The 18,449-nt window shown below is 73.7% G+C and carries 13 protein-coding genes; 11 read left to right on the top strand and 2 right to left on the bottom strand.

From position 1 onward, the window contains the following. Positions 1 to 42: 42 nt before the first annotated feature. On the bottom strand, positions 43 to 1,920 hold the full coding sequence (locus tag OG332_RS43150; protein ID WP_327418559.1) for a PAS domain S-box protein: 1,878 nt from the start codon (positions 1,918 to 1,920) through the stop codon (positions 43 to 45). Positions 1,921 to 2,215: 295 nt separating this feature from the next. Here OG332_RS43150 and OG332_RS43145 point away from each other — a divergent pair, with 295 nt between their 5' ends. Continuing rightward, positions 2,216 to 2,338 carry a hypothetical protein gene (locus OG332_RS43145; protein WP_327418558.1) on the top strand — a complete coding sequence of 41 codons (123 nt, stop codon included), beginning with the start codon at positions 2,216 to 2,218 and terminating at the stop codon, positions 2,336 to 2,338. Between the two features lie 103 nt (positions 2,339 to 2,441). Here OG332_RS43145 and OG332_RS43140 read toward each other — a convergent pair whose 3' ends face one another. After that, the gene (locus tag OG332_RS43140) at positions 2,442 to 2,681 is read right to left on the bottom strand and encodes a hypothetical protein (RefSeq protein WP_327418557.1); all 240 of its coding nucleotides are present in this window, start codon (positions 2,679 to 2,681) and stop codon (positions 2,442 to 2,444) included. A gap of 239 nt (positions 2,682 to 2,920) precedes the next feature. On the opposite strand from OG332_RS43140, the gene OG332_RS43135 reads away from it, so the two are divergent. From OG332_RS43135 to OG332_RS43085, 10 genes are all read left to right on the top strand, one after another. Next, positions 2,921 to 3,274 (top strand): hypothetical protein, encoded by a 354-nt coding sequence (locus tag OG332_RS43135; RefSeq protein WP_327418556.1) that lies wholly within the window; start codon positions 2,921 to 2,923, stop codon positions 3,272 to 3,274. Continuing rightward, complete coding sequence (locus tag OG332_RS43130; RefSeq protein ID WP_327418555.1) at positions 3,271 to 3,681, top strand: hypothetical protein; 411 nt, start codon at positions 3,271 to 3,273, stop codon at positions 3,679 to 3,681. Before OG332_RS43135 ends, OG332_RS43130 begins: the two co-directional genes overlap by 4 nt. Positions 3,682 to 3,855: 174 nt before the next feature. Beyond that, entirely contained in the window at positions 3,856 to 4,035 is a 180-nt protein-coding gene (locus OG332_RS43125; RefSeq protein ID WP_327418554.1) for a hypothetical protein, read from the top strand. Positions 4,036 to 4,530: 495 nt separating this feature from the next. Beyond that, positions 4,531 to 5,865, top strand: coding sequence for an MFS transporter (locus OG332_RS43120; protein ID WP_327419546.1), 1,335 nt, complete (start codon positions 4,531 to 4,533; stop codon positions 5,863 to 5,865). A 146-nt stretch (positions 5,866 to 6,011) separates the two neighbouring features. Next, positions 6,012 to 7,325 carry a condensation domain-containing protein gene (locus OG332_RS43115; RefSeq protein ID WP_327418553.1) on the top strand — a complete coding sequence of 438 codons (1,314 nt, stop codon included), beginning with the start codon at positions 6,012 to 6,014 and terminating at the stop codon, positions 7,323 to 7,325. 303 nt (positions 7,326 to 7,628) lie between these two features. Beyond that, complete coding sequence (locus tag OG332_RS43110) at positions 7,629 to 10,796, top strand: non-ribosomal peptide synthetase (protein WP_327418552.1); 3,168 nt, start codon at positions 7,629 to 7,631, stop codon at positions 10,794 to 10,796. Further along, on the top strand, positions 10,796 to 12,736 hold the full coding sequence (locus OG332_RS43105; RefSeq protein WP_327418551.1) for a non-ribosomal peptide synthetase: 1,941 nt from the start codon (positions 10,796 to 10,798) through the stop codon (positions 12,734 to 12,736). The genes OG332_RS43110 and OG332_RS43105 overlap by 1 nt, the downstream gene beginning before the upstream one ends. A 1-nt stretch (position 12,737) precedes the next feature. After that, positions 12,738 to 14,531 carry a non-ribosomal peptide synthetase gene (locus OG332_RS43100; protein ID WP_327418550.1) on the top strand — a complete coding sequence of 598 codons (1,794 nt, stop codon included), beginning with the start codon at positions 12,738 to 12,740 and terminating at the stop codon, positions 14,529 to 14,531. After that, positions 14,521 to 17,505: a condensation domain-containing protein gene (locus OG332_RS43095; RefSeq protein ID WP_327418549.1), complete on the top strand. Its 2,985-nt coding sequence runs from the start codon at positions 14,521 to 14,523 to the stop codon at positions 17,503 to 17,505. Before OG332_RS43100 ends, OG332_RS43095 begins: the two co-directional genes overlap by 11 nt. 517 nt (positions 17,506 to 18,022) lie before the next feature. Further along, entirely contained in the window at positions 18,023 to 18,298 is a 276-nt protein-coding gene (locus OG332_RS43085) for a hypothetical protein (RefSeq protein ID WP_327418548.1), read from the top strand. The last annotated feature ends 151 nt before the right edge of the window (positions 18,299 to 18,449 follow it).

Here is an 18,449-nt window from a genome sequence, read left to right as displayed (position 1 = left end):
GAAGCCACGGCCGCCCCCTCGCGTCACCGATGACGCTCGCTGTCAGCGACGCGGGGAGGGCAACGGCAGGGAGAACCAGACCGCCTTGCCCTCCGCTGTCGGTAGGGTGCCCCAGGACTTGGCGAGGGAGTCGACGAGGAGCAGGCCCCGGCCCGATTCCGTATCCGGGGCGGCGAAGCGGGCTTGGGGAAGCACCGGGCTTCCGTCGCAGACCTCGACGCCCAGCTCTCGACCGGCCTGCCGCAGCCGGAGTCGTACGGGCCCGCTGCCGTGGCGGACGGCGTTGGAAAGCAGCTCGGAGGCCAGCAGGCAGGCCGTCTCACGCAGCTGCTCGTCGTCCTTGCCCCACGCCGCCAGGGTGTCGCGCAGGAAGCGGCGGCCCTCGGCCACGCTGCTCGGGGCGGCGTCCAGGACGACGCTCCGCGCGGTGGTAGGGGTCTCGGGGATGCGCACGAGGAGCAGGGTGACGTCGTCCGGGTTGTCGTCGGCGTCCGGGAGCAGATCCGTCAGCAACCGGTCCGCCGCGGCTTCCAGGGATCGGTTCGTCGCGAGGCCCTTCTCCAGCGCCGCGGCGAGCCCGTCGATCTGCCCTTCGATGTCGCTGCCCGGTGTCTCCACCAGCCCGTCCGTGTAGAGCGCCAGCACCGAGCCCGGCGCGACCGTGTGCCGACTCTCGTGGTGGGGTACCTCGCCGACCCCGAGCGGCACGCTCACCTCGACCGGCAACCGGCTCACCTCTCCGTCGGGAGCGGCCAGCAGGACCGGCAGATGTCCGGCCGAACACACGGTGATCTCCGCCGCGTCGGCGTCCACGACGAGGTAGCAGCAGGTGACGAACTGGTCCGGGAGTTCACTGACCACCGCGTCGAGGGCACGCATCAGCTGCCAGGGCGGCATTCCGGTCTTCGCCAGCGCGTGGGAGGCGGACCGCAGTTGCCCCATGACGGCGGCAGCGTCCAGCCCGCGACCCATCACATCCCCGATCATCACGCCGACCCGGCCGCCACCCAGCGGGATCAGGTCGAACCAGTCCCCGCCGACCCCGGCGCCCTGCCGGGCGGGGAAGTATCGGCTCGCCGTCGGCATCCCGGGCACGTCCGGCGGTGAACCCATGAGGCTGCGCTGGAGGGTGAGGGCGACGCGGCGCTGCTGCTCGTAGAGCTTGGCGAGCATCTCCTCGGCGGCTTTGCGCTCCGTGACGTCGCGGATGGCCGCGGAGACGAGCGTCCCGTCGGGGGTCTCCAGGGGGCTCAGGCTGATCTCGACCGGGAACTCGCGCCCGTCCCGGCACAGCCCGTACAGCTCCAGCCCCGCGCCCATGGGCCTGACCTGCCGGTTGACGAAGTACCCGAAGCGGAAGTCGGAGTGGTGGCCGCGGAACCGGTGGGGTACGAGCACCTCGACGGGCCGCCCCAGCAGGTCCTCACGCGCGTACGCGAAGAGCGCCTCGGTCTGGGCGTTGACCAGCTGGATGATGCCCCTCTCATCGACGATCACCATCGCGTCGGGGGCCGCCTCCAGCAGAGCCCGAAAGCGCTCCTCGGCTGCCCGGCGCTCGCTGACGTCCCGCACGGCCGCCGAGATCAGCAGCCCCTCGGGGGTCTCCAGCGGGCTCAGGCTGATCTCCACGGGAAACTCACGCCCGTCGCGGCGCAGACCGTACAGTTCCAGCCCCGCCCCCATCGGGCGCACCTGGCGGCTTGCCGCGTAGCCCAGCCGGTGGCCGGGATGCTGACCGCGGAACCGCTCGGGCACCAGCACGTCGATGGGGCGTCCCAGGAGTTCCTCCCGCGGATACCCGAACAGGGCCTCGGTCTGAGCGTTGACCAGGCGGATCACCCCGGCGTCGTCCACGATCACCATCGCGTCCGGTGCCGCTTCCAGCAGAGCCCTGAAGGGCTCTTCGGTCGTCGCTGCCATGCTGTGCCTCGCACTCGCCGAATCCCACAGAAGGGCACATCCGACCATGCGGCCGAAAACCGCGCCCCGGGTTGACCGGAATCCATCCACAATTGATCGGCTGCGAACGTGCCCGCTGTACGCCTGCGAGGCCTGCGAGGCCTGCCCGGGGATCGCCCGGCGTCTTTCATGCCGCCCGCGTGCCACCGCAGGGCCGAATGGTCCCGTTCGGAGACTCATGGAGGGCTGGTCGGCCCTATCCTCCGAGGCCAGTGGGCGGTAGAGACGTGAAGTGGAACCGACCGGAGGCCCCGCCATGCCCCGTTGGCACACCGTCGCCTTGTACTCGCGGTGGGTGCCGAAGGGCGGCTTGCTCCCGGCGTCCACTGCCCGGGAGTCCCGGCAGCCGTCGAACGCCCTCTTCCAGAAGGCCGCGTGAAGTGCGGCCCGAGTCGAGCCTCGGCCTCCGCGGCTGCCTCAGCACCCTCGACCACAGGCGCTCGCACGGCTGCCCGCGCCACTCGGACGCCTGCCTCCCACGATCAGGACTCGGGCGGGGCCTCCGCGTCACGGCGGGCTGCGGACTTGACGGCCTTCTCCACCTCATGCCGCGACAGACCCGCCTCTTTCGCGTACTCGGTCACCGCAGCATGGACCGCGTCGACGGCGTCCAGCCACGGTTTCCACCCCTCCACGCCGTCCTCACGGGTGGCCGCCTCCATGCGCGCCAAGTCGGCCTCGCGCTGGAGCCGGATGAGTTCATCAGGGGGTTCGATCGCCACCGCGCGATCCTACGGGCCGGCGCCCCGCCCATCGCCAGGGCCCACGCACCACACCTCGGGTCCGCCGTCACGCCACTCGATCGGCGGCCACGTTCCCCCGTCGAGCCGGCCAGCCCGCCCGCAACGACCACCGCCTGATCGACGCCCTACCGCCGCGCCCCGGCCACCCCGCCTACGTCAAGTGCAACCTGCGCGGCTACGATCCCGACGCGCCCGACGTCGTCGCCGACTACGAGGCCGTGGTCGGCCGCTTCCCGGTCGACGCGATCACCGGCTCCTCCAGCCGCGTCATCGCCCTGGCCCGGTACTGCCTGAGCCGGGGCATCGCCCTGCGCCCTCAGGGCGTCGTCGCCACCTACGAGCACATGCCCGACAGCGGCCGCCGCCTGGTCGAGGAGACCTTCGACTGCAAGGTGACGATGCTGTACGCGACGTCGGAGACCGGATACGCGGCCTTCGAATGCGGGCAGCGGCGGATGCACTTCCAGGACGACCTCGTCCTGCCCGAGATCGAGCCGGTCGGCGACGAGGGGGCGGGCGCCATCGCCCTGACGTCCCTGCTCTCCACCCCGATGCCGATCACCGCTACGTGACGGGCGACCTCGCGGCCCGGCCCGTCGACTGCGGGTGCGGCCTGCCCGGCACCGTGACCGACGCCCTCCTGGGTCGGGCCCGCAGCAGCCTGGTCGGCCTCGACGGATCGCTCTACTCGCCCTACGCGCTGCTCGCCGCGTTGGCCGCCGCCGGCCTGCCGGACTTCCAGGTCGTCCAGCACGAACCCGGCATGCTCGACCTCGTGACCGTCGGCCCGGTGGAAGCCGCCGCGGCCTGCGTGCGGGACGTCACCAGGGGGCTCGACGCGCACTTCGGTGCCCGGCAGGGCTTCCGCCTGCGCCACCGACCGCACCACGCCTTCCGGTTCACCGCCAGCGGCAAGCGCAACCCCGTGGTGCAGCGATTGCAACTGCCGGACACTCCCGAACGTTCGGCCTACCTGTAATGGCCCGCGGTGACACCCGGGCCGTTGGGGCCGAGCCGGTCGGGGAGTCGGTTCCCTTCGCGCACGAGGGGCCGACCAACGGCGGCGGCGTCGTCCTTCCCGGGCAGACCGACGACGTGTCCCGATGGGTGACGAGACAACAACCGGGCGCTCACCGCTTTCGAGGCCGCGGACATGCCGGCCTGGAGCCAACCGGCCCGGCTCGACCTGGGCATCGCCCTGCACCACCTCGGCCGCGACGAGGAGGCCCGTACCACCCTGGCCGCGGCCCACCGCGCCCTGACGGAGCTCAACCACCCCCGCTACGCCGAAGCCGCCGCCCTCCTGGACGGACTCCCCGACGCCACCGCATGAGCGAGTGCCGTGACCGGAAGGGCTCACCGGGTCACGGACCGGCGTCGGACATCTCGCTCACAGGGGTGCCCGAAAGCCATCACGCGGCCCAGGCGTCGGCGTCGTCCCGGCGCTCGACGTGTGCCCTCCCGCCCCGGCAGGGGCACCGGCTGGCGTCGGGTGGCGCTCATAGCGGACGGAATGAAACCTTCCGCAGGAACATGATCACGGGTGAGCTTTTTCGGTCAGGATAGAACTCGTTACTCAGGGTAAGGGAGGCCGACCGACTCCCCCTCGGGTCCCCTGGCCCCCCTTGCCTCACCCGACCCACGCTGCGCGCACAACGAGCAGGAATTCACGCGACCGTACCCCGGGTAGCACGAAGGATTTCCTGATCTGCGCCCACTACGCCGCAAAACAAGTCCGGAAATGACAGGTTTGCTTTGACTCTTGAGTGATCGATCCGTGAATGTCACTCACATGTCCGACACATCCCGAGCCACCGCCGGTGGCCCTATGCGCTTGCGCGACTTCCGACTGTTACTCGCGGGAGCTGCCACCGGACAGCTCGGCGCACAAGTGACACTGGTGGCGCTGCCCCTCGTCGCCGTCCTCGAACTCGACGCTCCTGCCTTCCAGGTGGGCCTCCTGACCGCCGCGGAGACCGCCGCCTTCCTTCTCGTCGGGCTGCCTGCCGGAGCGCTCACCGACCGGATGCGCAAGCGGCCCCTGATGATCCGAGCGGATCTGCTGCGCGCCGCGGCCATGGCCAGCATCCCCGCTGCCGCGCTCGCCGACGTCCTGACCATGGCCCAGCTCTACGCCGTCGCGCTCGTGACCGGCGTGGCGACCGTGTTCTTCGACGTCGCCCATCAGAGTTACCTGCCGCAGATCCTGCCCCGCGATCAGCTCATGGCCGGCAACGGCGCCCTGGAGACCGTCCGTTCCACCGCCCACGTGACCGGCCCCGGTATCGGCGGCGGACTGGTCCAGCTCGTCGGGGCGCAGTTCGCCGTCATCGTCGACGCCATCGGCTACCTGCTCTCCGCCCTCTTCCTCCTCCGCGTCGAGCAGACCGAGGAGGCGCCCGAGCCCGCAGCCGCCGGGGGCTCCCTGCGCAAGGAGATCGGCGAGGGTGTGCGCTTCGTCTTCGGCCATCCGCTGCTCCGTGTCATCGCCCTCACCACCGGCCTCGCCAACTTCTGTACGGCCGTCCTCATGGCGACGCAGACCGTGCATCTCGTCCGTGTCGTCGGGCTGGAGGCCGGCGGACTCGGGCTGGTGCTGTCCGCGTCGGCCGTGGGAGGGCTCCTGGGCGCCCTGTGCGCCGGGCGCCTCGCGGCAATCCTGGGGCAGGCCCGGGTCATGCTCCTGTCCGTCCTCGTGACCGGCCCGTTCGCGCTGCTGTGGCCCCTGTCCGGGCACGGTCTCCCTGGGGCGGTCCTGTTCGCCGCCGGATCGGCGGTCGTCTCCTTCGGCGCCGTCGTCTACAACGTCGCCCAGGTCAGCTTCCGCCAGGGAATGTGCCCACCACGACTGCTCGGCCGGATGAACGCCACCCTGCGCTTCCTCATGTGGGGCACGTTGCCACTGGGCGCGCTCCTCGGCGGAACCCTCGCCCAGTCCTACGGGTCGCGTACGGCTCTCGCCTGGTGCGCCGTCGGCATCCTCGCCGTACCGCTGCCGCTGCTGCTCTCCCCGCTGCGCCGGATGCGGGACCTGCCCGGTCCGCAGGACGACGGTGGCGCCGGCACCGACGCCGAGGCCGACGCCGGTGCCGGCCACGGGACACAGCGGGACACTGCCTCCGCCGACGGCGACGAACGGCCGACCCCCGCACCCGCCGGCTGACCACGGGCTGACCGCCGCCCGGCCACCATCCGGCCGCCGGGGACGACCTCTGCGCGGGCACAGCCCGCCGCCACCGACCACACCGCCATGCCCGCAGGGGCCGCGCCGGCGTTCCGCGCGACCGCGGCCACGACGAAGAGGACCACGTGCACAGCATCACGAGTCAGTACCTGGCCCGCTACCGGCGTCTCACCGGCGACCGGTCCGACAGCGTGCTGCCCGTCACCGGAGCACAGCGCCGCTTCCTGCTGGTGCGTTCGCTGGACCCGTCGGGACGCCCCGACGTGGTGCCGATGTTCTTCGCGTTCCCTCACGGAACCATCGACCCCGAACGCCTGCGGGCAGCGGCGTCCAGGCTCGCCGCACGGCACACGGCCCTGCGCTCACGGCCCGCCGTCGTCCGCGGCACTCCCGTCCTGTGCGTCGCCGATCCGGACGTCGGCGTGACCCGGCCGGCCCTCGTACCGGGAGAGTCGCCCGCCGACGCGCTCGGTCGCGCTCTGGAATGCTGGGATGCCCAGGGTCCCCCCTTGCGGCTCTTCCTCGTACGCGACGAGAAGCGCGAGGAGGAGATCCTCGCCGTCGCCCTGGACCACGCCGTCTGCGACGGCCGTTCGCTGGCGAGGATCGTCGACGAACTCGGCGCCGCCTACAGCGAGGAGGCCACCGATTCCCATGCCGCGCCAGGGGAGACCGAAGGCGAACTCGCCGTGTACCGGGACGCGGTCCTGCGTCAACTCGCCGCCGAGGAAAGGGCGGAGACGGCCGAAGCGGCCGCGTACTGGGCCGACCGGCTGCGCACGCTGCATGCCCACGCTCCAGCTCCCCGTCCGGCCCGCGTGCCCGAGGGCACACGGCCCAGCGGCGCCGCACAGGCCCGGCTGCCCGCGTACGACGGCGGCGTGTCCTTCCCCGGACTGCTCGACGCCTGCCGCTCCGCGGCCCGCGAGCTGTACGGACCCGGCCTCACGGTCCCGCTCGGCTACCCGTGGGGCGGCCGTCCCCCTGGAGCGGAGCCGGTCGTCGGCTGCTTCCTCAACACCCTCGTCTTCCCGGCCGACACCGGCTTCGGAACCGGCAACGAGCCCGCCACCGGAACCGGCTCGGAGGCGACGGCCGACGCGTGGTGGGACGACCTCGACCGGGCCGACGTACCGTTCGACGCGGTCGTGACGGCCGCGCGGGCCGCCGGCTCGGGCTGGACCGGAGGCCTCGACGGACTGCTCACCGTGGACGACGACAGCCGTCGCCCGCCGCTCGTGCTGGCCGGTGTCGAGGGACGGGAGGTCCACGTCGACGGCCGACCGGTCCGCGGTCCCTTCGCCGTCTCCATCACCCAGGGAGCTGAGATCCGCCTGCGGATGGTGTGGGACCGGGCGGTGCTCGACGACGAGACCGCGCAGCGGGCGTTCGACGCGCTCACCCGCGCGCTGCGCCCCTCGGAGCCCACCGTGCAGTGACCCCGCCGCCCGCCACCCCTCCGCAGCAGGTCCCCGAGTCCCACGGCGGCACCCCCGCGTGCCCGACCCCGGCGCCCCCGGGCGCGTCACGGCCCCGCGGCCACCCCGCTCCGGCGCTCACGGGCACCCCGCACCACCCGGCACACCGCAGCGCAGCCCACGCCGCCGCGCACCCCGAGCTTCCCCCCACGGCATCCCCCACGCAGAAAGCGGCACCGCGCGACCCGCGAAGCCGCCCGCACGACCACCGGACACGACCGTGACCGGCACCGGAGTCCGACCCGACAACCTCAGGGATCGCCCATGCTTCCCCTCTCCTCCTCGCAGGAGATCGTCTGGCTGCACGAGCAGATGCAGCCCGGCAGTCGCGCCTACAACTTCACCGCCTCACTGGACCTGTGGGGCACGCTCGACACCGAGGCGCTGCGCCGGGGGCTCGACGCCACCTTGGCACGCCACCCCGGTCTGCGGCTCGAACTCGCCGCCTCCACCGGGTCCGTACCGGCGCAGCGGGTCGCGCCGCAGTGTGCGCCGAGGCTGCACACGATCGACCTCGGCACGGAGGAGGACCCCGAGGCGGCATTCGCCCGTCTCCTGCGCACCGAGGCCGAGACACCGCTCGACACGTTCGAGGCACCGCTGATCCGCTGGACGCTCGTACGACTGGCCGAGCGCCACCACCGGCTGATCCACGTCGAGCACCACCTGATCCACGACGGGCACTCCTTCGCGATCCTGCTCGACGACGTGTTCCGCGTATACCGCGCCCACGTCCTCGGCGAGCCCCTCACACTCCCGCCCGCCTCGTCGTACGCGGACCACGTCCTGGAGCGGACCGACGCCGCGTACGCACCCGAATCGCTCGACTTCTGGCGGGCCGAACTGCGCGACCAACAGCACGACCTGCCGCTCCCGGGCCTGACCCGCCCCGGTGCCCGCCGGGGGCACCACGGCGGGCAGCTGCGCCAGACGATCGGCGCCGATCTCGCCGAACGCCTGCGCGGGCACGCCCGTTCACGCGGCCTCACCCCCTTCTCCACGCTCCTGGGGCTGTTCGCCGAACTCCTGCGCCGGCACAGCGGCCGCTCCCGGATGGTCATCGGCACCGCCGTCGGCAACCGCCCCCTCGGCTACGAGGACGCCGTCGGCATGTTCGTCAACACCATCCCGCTGCCGCTCGCCCTGGACGGCGCCGCCCCCGCCCAGGACACCATGGACGAGGTCACCGACACCCTGATCCGGGCTCTGCCGCACCAGGACGTACCGGTCCAGGAGCTGACCCGGGCGCTCGGCATGCACACCTCCGGCGCCGACAACCCCCTCTTCTCCGTCATGTTCAGCGCCCACGACGCGCCGCTGCCCGAGATCGACGTACCCGGTCTCGACATCACCCTCTTCGAGGGCTTCAACACCGGCACCACCCGCTTCGACCTCGACGTGGTCCTGCTCCCGGACGACCGGCGCGGCGTCACCCCGCGCCACGGCTCGCCCGGTATGACCCTGGTCTGGGACTACGACATGGACCTGTTCGGCGAAGACGTCGCCCGGTTGCTCTCCGGCCGCTTCCTGGACCTGCTGCGCGCCTATCTCGACAGCCCCGAGACTCCGCTGGCCGACCTGGATCCGACCGCCGTGGAGCCGGCCGCCGAGCCCGTGCCCGTCCCGGCCGACCGCGATCCGCTGGATCCCGTGGCCGCGCAGCACCCCTCGCTGCCGGCCCTGCTGTGCGGCGCCCGCCGTCTCACCTACGGCGAACTCGACGACCGCGTCGGCTCGCTGGCCGAGCGGCTGCGCGCCGCCGGTGTGACGGCCGGCCGGCCGGTGGCCGTGGTCCTGCCCCGGGGGACCGACTCGCTCGTCGCCCTGCTCGCATGCCTGCGGACCGGCGCCGTCTACTGCCCCATGTCCCCGTCCGATCCGCCGGCCCGGCTCGGGCTGCTGCTGGAGCGGCTCGCCCCGGCGCTGGTCCTCACCGGCGACGCCACTCCGGCCCTGCCGGAAGCACTGCCGACCGCCCGGATCGACGCCCCGGTGCTGCCTCCTGCGCGTGGGAGCGCCGAACTTCCCGGCACCGCGTACGTCATCCACACCTCCGGCTCCACCGGGACGCCGAAGCCGGTCGCGGTCGGCCACGCGGCGCTGGTGCACCATCTGACGGCGGCCGCCGACCGGTTCGGCCTCACCGCCTCGGACCGGGTCCTGATGTTCGCCCAACCGTCCTTCGACGTGGCGCTCGAGGAGGTGCTGCCGGCCCTGCACGCCGGTGCGTGCCTGGTCCTGCCCGAGCACGAGGTGCCCACGGGCGCGGAGCTCACCGAACTGCTGGTGTCCGCCCGGGTCACCGTCGCCAACCTGCCCACCAGCTTCTTCCTCGCCACCCGCGAGGACCTGCGCCCCGCACTGCGTGACGAGAGCTGGGCGCCCAGGCTCCTGGTCCTCGGCGGCGAGCGCCTGCCCGTGGAGGCACTGCACGGCGTCCTCGCCGACACCGACGCCACCGTGCTCAACGTGTACGGCGTCACGGAGGCTGCCATCAGCTCGACCGTCCACGAGATCTCCCGCGGCGCCCTCGCCGAGGGCGCCGAGATCCCCCTGGGCACCGAGCTCCCGGGCGAGCGGGTCCACGTCCTGGACGCCCACCGCCGCCCGCTGCCGTCCGGCGCGGTCGGTGAACTCGCCGTCGCCGGGCCCGGTCTCGCCGAGGGCTACGCGGGCAACGCGGAGGCGACGGCCGCCCAGTTCGTCACCGTCGACGCACTCGACGGGCAGCGCGTCTACCTGACCGGCGACCTCGGCTACCGCGGTCTGGACGGTCTGCTGTACTTCCTCGGGCGGCGCGACAACCAGATCAAGCTGCGCGGTCACCGCATCGAGCTGGAGGAGATCGAGGCGGCGGCGTCCGCGGTGCTGGGCGGCCGGTCCTGCGCCGTCGTACTGGACCGGGAGAGCCCCGGCGGGCCTCGGCTCGTCGGCTTCCTCGAAGGCGGAGCCGACGGCGCGGCCTTCGACGAGAAGGCGCTGCACGCCGAGCTGAGCCGCCGCCTGCCCGGCCCCCTCGTGCCCGCCCGGTGGGCAGGGCTGGACGTCATGCCGACCCTCGCAGGCGGCAAGCCCGACCGTACGGCTCTGTCGCGCCGAGCAGCGGCGCTCGACCCCGACGACGCCGCGACGCCCGAGCCCGGAACCAGCGCCGAGCCCGGGCCTACGGCCACCGCCGTGTCCGACGTGTCCGACGATCCGATGACGGCTCTGCTCACGGAAGGCTGGCGCAAGGTCCTCGGCCACGGTCGCTTCGACGCCCGCTCCCACTTCTTCCACAGCGGGGGCCATTCCCTGCTGGCCGCCGAGCTGGCCGCCTGGCTGGAGCCCCGGCTGGGCACCCGCCCGCCGTTGAAGGTGCTCTTCCGTAACCCCGTGCTCGCCGACCAGGCCGACGCCCTCGCCGCCACCGCCCTTTCCACGGAGTCGTGATGACCCAGTCCCCGACCGCGCCCGCCATCCCCGCGATGCCCATCGGCACCGGCCTCGTCAGCGAAACCGCGCTGAGCGTCGCCCATGGCCCCTCCGCCGAACCGACCCGGGTGCTCGCCCGCTTCGAGGACTGGGCCCGGCGTACCCCGCAGGCCCCTGCGGTGATCGACCGCGCACAGATCTGGACGTACCAGGACCTCGACGCGGCGGCCGCGCTGGTCGCCGCCGATCTGGCCGACCGCGTCCGGCCCGGTGACCTGGTCGGCGTCTGCCTCGACCGGTCCACCGCCCTGGTGGTGACCGCCGTCGCGCTCGCCCGGCTCGGCGCCGTCTACCTGCCGCTCGGCCCCCGCCCCGGCGAACGCCGCATCCAGGCCGTCACCGAGGACCTCGACATCGCCTGCCTCATCGGCGACCCCGATGTCCTGCCCGCGGAACACCGCAGCGGGGAGCACTTCCCGCTGCTGCTGCCCACTGACGGTGTCAACGCCCCGGCCGCCGCGGTGGCGGCCTTCGCCGACTCCGTCCGTGGCACCCGGCGCGCGCCCGAAGGCGCTCTGTACGCCGTCCTCACCTCCGGTTCCACCGGCCGCCCCAAGGCGGTCGCCGTGGCCGAGTCCTCGCTCTCCGTCGCCCTCGACTGGTACCGGGCCGAGACCGGCCTCGCACCGGGCGACCGCCAGTCCCTGCTCATCGGTGTCGCGTTCGACCCGCACCTGCTGGAACTGTGGGCCGCCCTGACCTCCGGCGCCGCCCTCGTCCCGGCCCCGGACGACACCCGCTGGGACTCGCACGTGCTCACCGACTGGTGGCGTGACACCGCCCTCACCCACGCCGTGGCGGCCACTCCCACCGTGGAACCGCTCCTGGACCGGCCGTGGCCGCAGAACCTGAAGCTGCGTCACCTCGTGGTCGGGGGCGACCGCATGCGCCGCCGCCCCGCCGCCGACGTCACCGCGACGGTCCACAACGCCTACGGCCCCGCGGAAGCCACCGTCGTCACCACCACCCACACCATGCGCGGCACCGACCCGGAGGCCGGCGACCAGGTCCCGCCGCCCATCGGCACCGCGCTGCCGGGCGTCACCCTCGTGGTCACGGACGTCGAAGGCCGCCCCGTCGCCCGCGGGCAGGAGGGTGAACTGCGGGTCGGCGGCCACTGCCTGGCGCTCGGGTACCTCGACCCGGAACTCACCGCACGCCGGTTCACCTCGCCTGCCTCAGACCTGGCGCTTCCCTCGGTCGACCGCCTGTACCGCACCGGCGACCGGGTACGGATGAACGCCGACGGCAGCCTGGACTTCCTGGGCCGCCTCGACGACCAGGTGAAGATCAGCGGGGTGCGGATCGAACCGGTCGAGGTGGAAGCCGCCTTCGAGCAGGACCCCCGGGTACGCACCGCGGTCGTCACCGTGCTGCGCGACAGCTCCGGCCACGGTCGCCTCGTCGCACACGTACGGCCCGCCGACGGCGCCGAATGCCCTGCCGGGGATCTCCTCGCCGCGGTCCGGGCCTGGCTCCCCGAGCAGGCCGTCCCCACCGCCGTACGGATCGTCGACGGCTTCCCGCTCGACGCCAACGGCAAGGTGGATCGCCCCGCCCTGGCAGCCCAGGCCCAGTCCGAGTCCGAGTCCCAGGCCGCGGTGCCGCCCAGGAGCACCACCACGGACGACCTCGCCGACGACCTCGCCGCCGCCACCGCCACCGAGCGGCTGGTGCTGACGACCGTGCGCGACCTCCTCGGCCGGCCCGGAACCGGCCTCGGCGACAACTTCACCGACGCCGGCGGCACCTCCATGGTCGCCGCACGGCTGCTGGCAACCGTCGAACGCGAGACCGGAATACGCCTGCGCGCCCCCGAGCTGCTGCGCAGCACCGACCTGCGGGCCTTCTCCGCCCTCCTCGACCAGCGCCGGACCCCGCGCCCGGAAGGAGCCTGACATGACGCCCACCGCCCTGCCGGCACTCGTCGCGCGGCACGCCGAACTCACCCCCGACGCCCTCGCCGTCGTGGACGGCGACACCACCCTCACCTACGGCCGTCTCCTCCAGGCCGGCCGCGCCCTCGCGGCACACCTGCGCGAACACCAAGTGACGCGCGGCGACCGGGTGGCGCTCCTGACGACTCGGTCGTCCCGCACGATCGTGGCGCAGCTCGGGCTGTGGCTGGCGGGAGCCGTGTGCGTGCCGCTCGATCCCGCCCAGCCCCGCCCGCGCACCGAGGCGATGATCGCGGACGCGGAGGTGAAGCTCACCGTCGGCGACGCGAAGCTGGTGGACGCGGCCACGCTTCCCGGCCCCGTTCTCGCCCTGCCCGAGGAGCCGCTCACGAGCGGCCGGCCGGTCGACGAGTCCGACCCGGACAGCCCGGCATTCATCATGTTCACCTCCGGCTCCACCGGCCGTCCCAAGGGCGTCCTCGTGGCGCACCGGGCCATTGCCGAGCTGGTCACCGCACCCGACTACGTCACCCTCACCGGCCGCGACCGCGTCCTGTTCCACTCGTCCATGACCTTCGACGCCTCGACGTTCGAAGTCTGGGGCGCGCTCGCCAACGGCGCCGCGGTCGTCGTCTGCACCGAGCAGCGGCCCTCCCTGGAGGATCTGGCCCGGCACGTCGAGCGGCACGGCGTGACGGTGGCGTTCTTCACCACGGCCCTCTTCCACCAGCTCGCCGCACGCCGCTCCCGCGTCTTCGCCCAGCTCCGCTCGGTCGTCGTGGGCGGCGAGGCGATGGCTGCAGCACAGGCCCGTGAGGTGCTCACCGCCTTCCCCTGGCTGGAGCTCGTCAACGGCTACGGGCCGACCGAGACGACCACCTTCGCAACCGCCCACCGGGTCACCGCGCAGGACTGCGAGGGCCCCATGCCGATCGGCAGGCCCGTCGCCGGGGCCACGGCGCACGTCCTGGACGCCGACGGTCACCCGGTGGCCGACGGCGACCGGGGCGAACTGTGGATCGGCGGCAGCAGGCTCGCCCACGGGTACACGGGCCTGCCTGCACTCACCGCCGAACGGTTCGTCGAGCATCCCGCCGCCGACGGGCGGCTCTACCGTACGGGCGACATCGTCTCCCTCCGGCCCGACGGCATCCTCCAGTTCCACGGCCGCAACGACGACCAGGTGAAGGTCCGCGGCTTCCGCATCGAACCCGCCGAGGTCGAACACGCCCTCCGCCAGCAGCCGGACGTGGACGACGCCGCCGCCACCGTCGACGGCGCCGGCTCCCCCGAGGCACGCCTCGTCGCGTTCGTCGTCGCCGCGCCCGGCCCCGTGCCCCACGGCGCGGCGCTGCGCGAGCGGCTCACCGCAGTCCTGCCGGCCCACCTGGTTCCCGACGCGGTCACCGTGCTGGAGCGGCTTCCCCTCACCCCGGCCGGCAAGGTCGACCGGCGCGCGCTCACCGGACGCGCGCACGCCGCCGGGAATCAGCTCGCCGACGAGCCGGCGGCGCGGATGACACCGCTGGAACAGGCCGTCGCCGCGGTGTGGAGCCAGGCACTGGGCATCGAGGTCACCCGCGCCGAGGACGAGTTCCTCCTCGTCGGCGGCCATTCCCTGCTCGCCCTCGCCGTCATCGAAGACCTGCGCGAGGAAATCGGCGTAGAGCTCTCCCTCGCCGACTTCTTCGCCGCCCCGACCGTGGCCGCGCAGGCCGCACTGGTCGAACGCGCCCTCCTGGCCGCCCACGCGGACCTCCACCCCGAGACCCCGGAGCACAGCGATGTCCACTGACACCGACTCCGCGACCCGCGACCGCAAGGAGCGGCTCCAGCAGGAGCTGCTGCGCCGGGCCCGCGCCGGAACCGCCCGGCGCACGACGGCCGGGCCCACCGCCGGTGCGAGCGCCGCTGCGGATGGCCACGCATCGCAGGACACCGCCCACCCCGGCACCACCACCGCACCGGCCCGAAACGTCCCCCTCTCCCGCGCTCAGCGCCGCATGTGGCTGATGGAACGGCTCGGCGGCGCGGGCGACTCGTACCACGTGCCGTTCGCCACCCGTGTGCGCGGTCCGTTCGATGCGGCCGCGTTCGCCACCGCCCTCACCCGGCTGGTGGCCCGGCACGCCATCCTCCGCACCCGCTACACGGAGCACGAGGGCGAGCCCTGCCAGGAGGTGCTCCCAACGCCGCGGACGGTCCCCGTACACGTCGTCGACTCCGACGTGACGGACGCCCCGGCGCTGCTGCGGCGCGAGACGGCCCGGCCGTTCGACCTCGCGGCCGGCGATGCCGTACGGGCGCTCGTTCTGCGCCACGGCCCGCAGGACCACACCCTGTTGCTGACGTTCCATCACATCGCCGTGGACGCCGCCTCACTGGAGACCGTGGCCACCGAACTCGCCGTTCTCTACGCGGCGGCCACCGACGGAACGGGCCGGCACACACTGGCCGCACCGCCGCAGTACGCCGACCACGCGCGCCGCGAGCACGACGACCTGCCCGGCTTCGAGGCGGAACTGAACCGCTGCAGCGACCTGCTGGCCGACGCCGCCCCACCGCGCCTGCCCCAGCCGGCGGCGGCAGCGCCGCAGACGGCCGTGCGTCCCGGGGCCGTGTGCAGCGTGCCTCTGGCGCCCGCCGTGCCCGACGCCCTGCGGGCGCTGGGTGCACAGCGGCGGGCCACGCTCTTCGCGGTGTCGCTCGCCGCGGCCTTCGCCGCACTGCACCGCCTCACCGGCGACGACGACCTCGTCATCGGCGTGGCGGGCACCCACCGCAGCGGAACCGCCATGCGTGGCCTGGTCGGCCTGTGCGTCAACACCCTGCCCGTACGGGTGGACGTCTCCGGCGACCCGTCCTTCGCCCAACTGCTGCGCCGCGTGAGCGACGCGCTCCTCGAAGCCCAGCGCCACCGGCACATCCCCTTCGACCTGGTCCTCGAACGCCTCGGCGCCGGGGCACGCGGCGCCGACGGCACCGCACTGGTCCGCGTCACCTCCGACGTCCTCGGCGAGCCGACGGTACTGCGGCTGCCGGGTACGTCGGCCGAGTACGTCGACGCCCCCTCCGACGGCGCGAAGTTCACCCTGTCCTACGGCCTGGTGCCGGGCGGCGACGCCGCGCAGCCCCTGGCACTCGTCCAGTACGACGCGAACGCGCTGGACGACACCGTGGCGGAGGCGGCCGTACGGGACTACGCGGCGCTGCTCCACGCGGTCGCGGCCGACCCGGAACTCGCCCTGAGCAAGCTGCCTCTCCCCGGCCCGAACGACAGCTCCGGGCCCCGGGATGCCGCCGATCCGGCGGGCGACGGCCACCCTGCCGCGCAGGCCCTGCGCGCCCACCCGGGCGTCGCCGACGCCGCGGTGGTCCAGCCCGAACAGGGACCGCCCGTGGCCTATGCCGTCCTGCGCGACAGCCTCGGCCCCTCCCGTCACGAACTGCTGGGCCTGCTGCGCCGGTCGCTCGCGCCCGAAGACGTGCCCGCCACGGTCACGGTGCTCGACGCGCTGCCGCGCTCGGCCGCCGGGCCGCTCGACCACGCCCGGCTGCCCGGGCCGTCCGCGCCGGGCGCCCCGTCCGGCCCCCGGGCCGAAGCGGTCAAGGAGACCTTCGCGGCCGTGCTCGGTGTCGCCCCGTCGCCGGACGACGACTTCTTCGCCCTCGGCGGCCACTCGCTGAAAGCCGTGCAGCTCGCCGAACGGCTGCGTACCGACCTCGGGCTGCCACTCACGGGCCTCGACGTGCTCCAGGCCCGTACGCCCCGGGCGCTGACCGCGCTCCTCGACGAACGGGAGGCACGGCAGAGCGCCGCGAAGGCCGCGAGCAGGCCGGCCCCCCGCTCCCGGGACATCCGCCCGGGCACGGTGCTGGTCACCGGGGCGACGGGCGGCGTGGGCGCGTTCGTCGTGCGTGAGCTTGCCGCACAGGGCCGCCCCGTGCTGGCTCTGGCCCGGCCCGAGTCGGCCCATCTGATCGCAACCGAGGGTGTCGACGTCATCGAGGGCGACCTCCGCGACCTGGCCGGGCTGCGGGACGCCGTCGCGCAGGCGGACGCGGTCGTCCACGCGGCCTGCACCTTCACCCGGCACGACGTGGACCGGGCGGCGATGGAGACGATGGTCGACGCCTGGCGGCGCGGACCGTTCGTCTTCGTCAGCAGCGTCGACGCCTACGGGCACCCCGGGACGGAGCGGGTCGCCGAGGAGTCGGCGCCCCACGAGCCCGTGAGCCCGTACGGGAGGGCGAAGCTCGACTGCGAGGCGATGGTGCTGCGCGCCGCGGGGACCGAGGGACGCGGGGGCGCGAGCGCCGTGCGGTCGCCGATCGTCTGGGGCGCGCACGACCGGCTGCGCGAACAGCTGCGCTGGGGCGCCATCGGCACCCTCTACCAGTCCGCCCGCCAGGGCCGGCCGATCGACCTGCCACGTCCTGGTACTGGTGGACACGGCTGGTACGGAGCCGCCTGGGTGCATGCGGCCGCCTTGGCCCGTGCGGTGGCCGAATGCCTGGACCGGCCCGTGCACGGAGTCGCCAACGCGTGCAGCGGCCACGTGTCCTGGCACGACCTGGCACAGGACCTCACGGAACTCCTCGGCACCCGCGCGGACTTCCGCACGACCGAGGCGGTACCCCAGGACCTCGACCACCGCTGGCACTACGACAGCGCACGCCTGGCCCGGCCTCTGCGCGCACGCGCCGGAGAGGACCGGCGGACCGTGCTGGCAGAGATGATCGGCTCCATGACACCCGACAAGGCCTGACACACCACTGCGCCCGGAGCACCCACAGGGGGCTCCGGGCGCAGTGGTAAGAAGCCCCGGGGGCGATGGCCCCGCCACGGCGGCTCGCGGGCACGCTCAGGGGCGGATGCCGTCGCAGGCGATGGGCAGGTGGCGGGGCCGCGCAGCACCGCGTTCTGACGGTACGGGGCGGGTCCTCCGGCAACCGGGGGCTCTCCGGCCGGCGGTCCAGCTCGCTCAGTGCCGGCTGGGCCTCTGTGCGGGCCGGTGGGGTACCGCAGCAGTTCGCCGACCGCGAAGGCCGGTGCGACCGCAGGGCTCTTCGCCCTGGTGATCGGAATCGGCGTGATCGCCGGCGGCATCGCCTCGGACCGGATCAGCCGGCGCGACCCGATCCGCAAGTGGGCCGTCGCCATCAGCTGCAGCGTGGGCTCCCCCGTCCTGCTGATGACCGCGTTCCGCCTGCCGGCCGGTCCCGCACAGCTGCTGGTGCTGGCGCTGGGAGCCCTGCTGTGCGCCGGCCGGGCCGGGGGCCGCCATGGTGGCCAACCTGACCCCCGCGGCCATCGCCGCGACGGCGTTCGCCACGCTCACGCTGGCCCAGAGCCTGCTCGGACTCGCCCCCGGCCCCGCCGTCACCGGAATGCTCGCGGACCGGCTCGATCTGCTCGGCGCGCTCCGGCTCGTCCCGCTCGTGGCGATCGCGGCCACCGCGGCGTTCATGATCGGCCGCCGCTCGTACGACCGTGATCTACGCCGTCTGACCGGGGTGGTCCCGGGGGCGGAGCCGCAGAAGACGGAGGTCTCCTCATGAGCAGTACCACCGAGCCGGTGGTCGTGATCGTCCCCGGCCTGCGCGACCACGTCGAGGAGCACTGGCAGACCCTGTTGGCGCACCGGCTCACCGAGGCCGGGCGTACCGTACGCACCGTTCCCCCCCCCGGCGCAGCCCCCGCGAAGCACAA

It is taken from the genome of Streptomyces sp. NBC_01233 (assembly GCF_035989305.1).
Lineage (GTDB): Bacteria > Actinomycetota > Actinomycetes > Streptomycetales > Streptomycetaceae > Streptomyces.
The sequence above is the reverse complement of the archived record's forward strand: the minus strand, read 5'-3'. Positions and strand labels throughout refer to the sequence as shown.

Bases quoted from the DNA above. Each gene is read 5' to 3' on its own strand.
- OG332_RS43150 (WP_327418559.1), bottom strand. From the start codon at position 1,920: ATGGCAGCGACGACCGAAGAGCCCTTCAGGGCTCTGCTGGAAGCGGCA.
- OG332_RS43145 (WP_327418558.1), top strand. From the start codon at position 2,216: ATGCCCCGTTGGCACACCGTCGCCTTGTACTCGCGGTGGGTGCCGAAG.
- OG332_RS43125 (WP_327418554.1), top strand. From the start codon at position 3,856: ATGCCGGCCTGGAGCCAACCGGCCCGGCTCGACCTGGGCATCGCCCTG.
- OG332_RS43120 (WP_327419546.1), top strand. From the start codon at position 4,531: ATGCGCTTGCGCGACTTCCGACTGTTACTCGCGGGAGCTGCCACCGGA.
- OG332_RS43110 (WP_327418552.1), top strand. From the start codon at position 7,629: ATGCTTCCCCTCTCCTCCTCGCAGGAGATCGTCTGGCTGCACGAGCAG.
- OG332_RS43105 (WP_327418551.1), top strand. From the start codon at position 10,796: ATGACCCAGTCCCCGACCGCGCCCGCCATCCCCGCGATGCCCATCGGC.
- OG332_RS43100 (WP_327418550.1), top strand. From the start codon at position 12,738: ATGACGCCCACCGCCCTGCCGGCACTCGTCGCGCGGCACGCCGAACTC.
- OG332_RS43095 (WP_327418549.1), top strand. From the start codon at position 14,521: ATGTCCACTGACACCGACTCCGCGACCCGCGACCGCAAGGAGCGGCTC.
- OG332_RS43085 (WP_327418548.1), top strand. From the start codon at position 18,023: ATGGTGGCCAACCTGACCCCCGCGGCCATCGCCGCGACGGCGTTCGCC.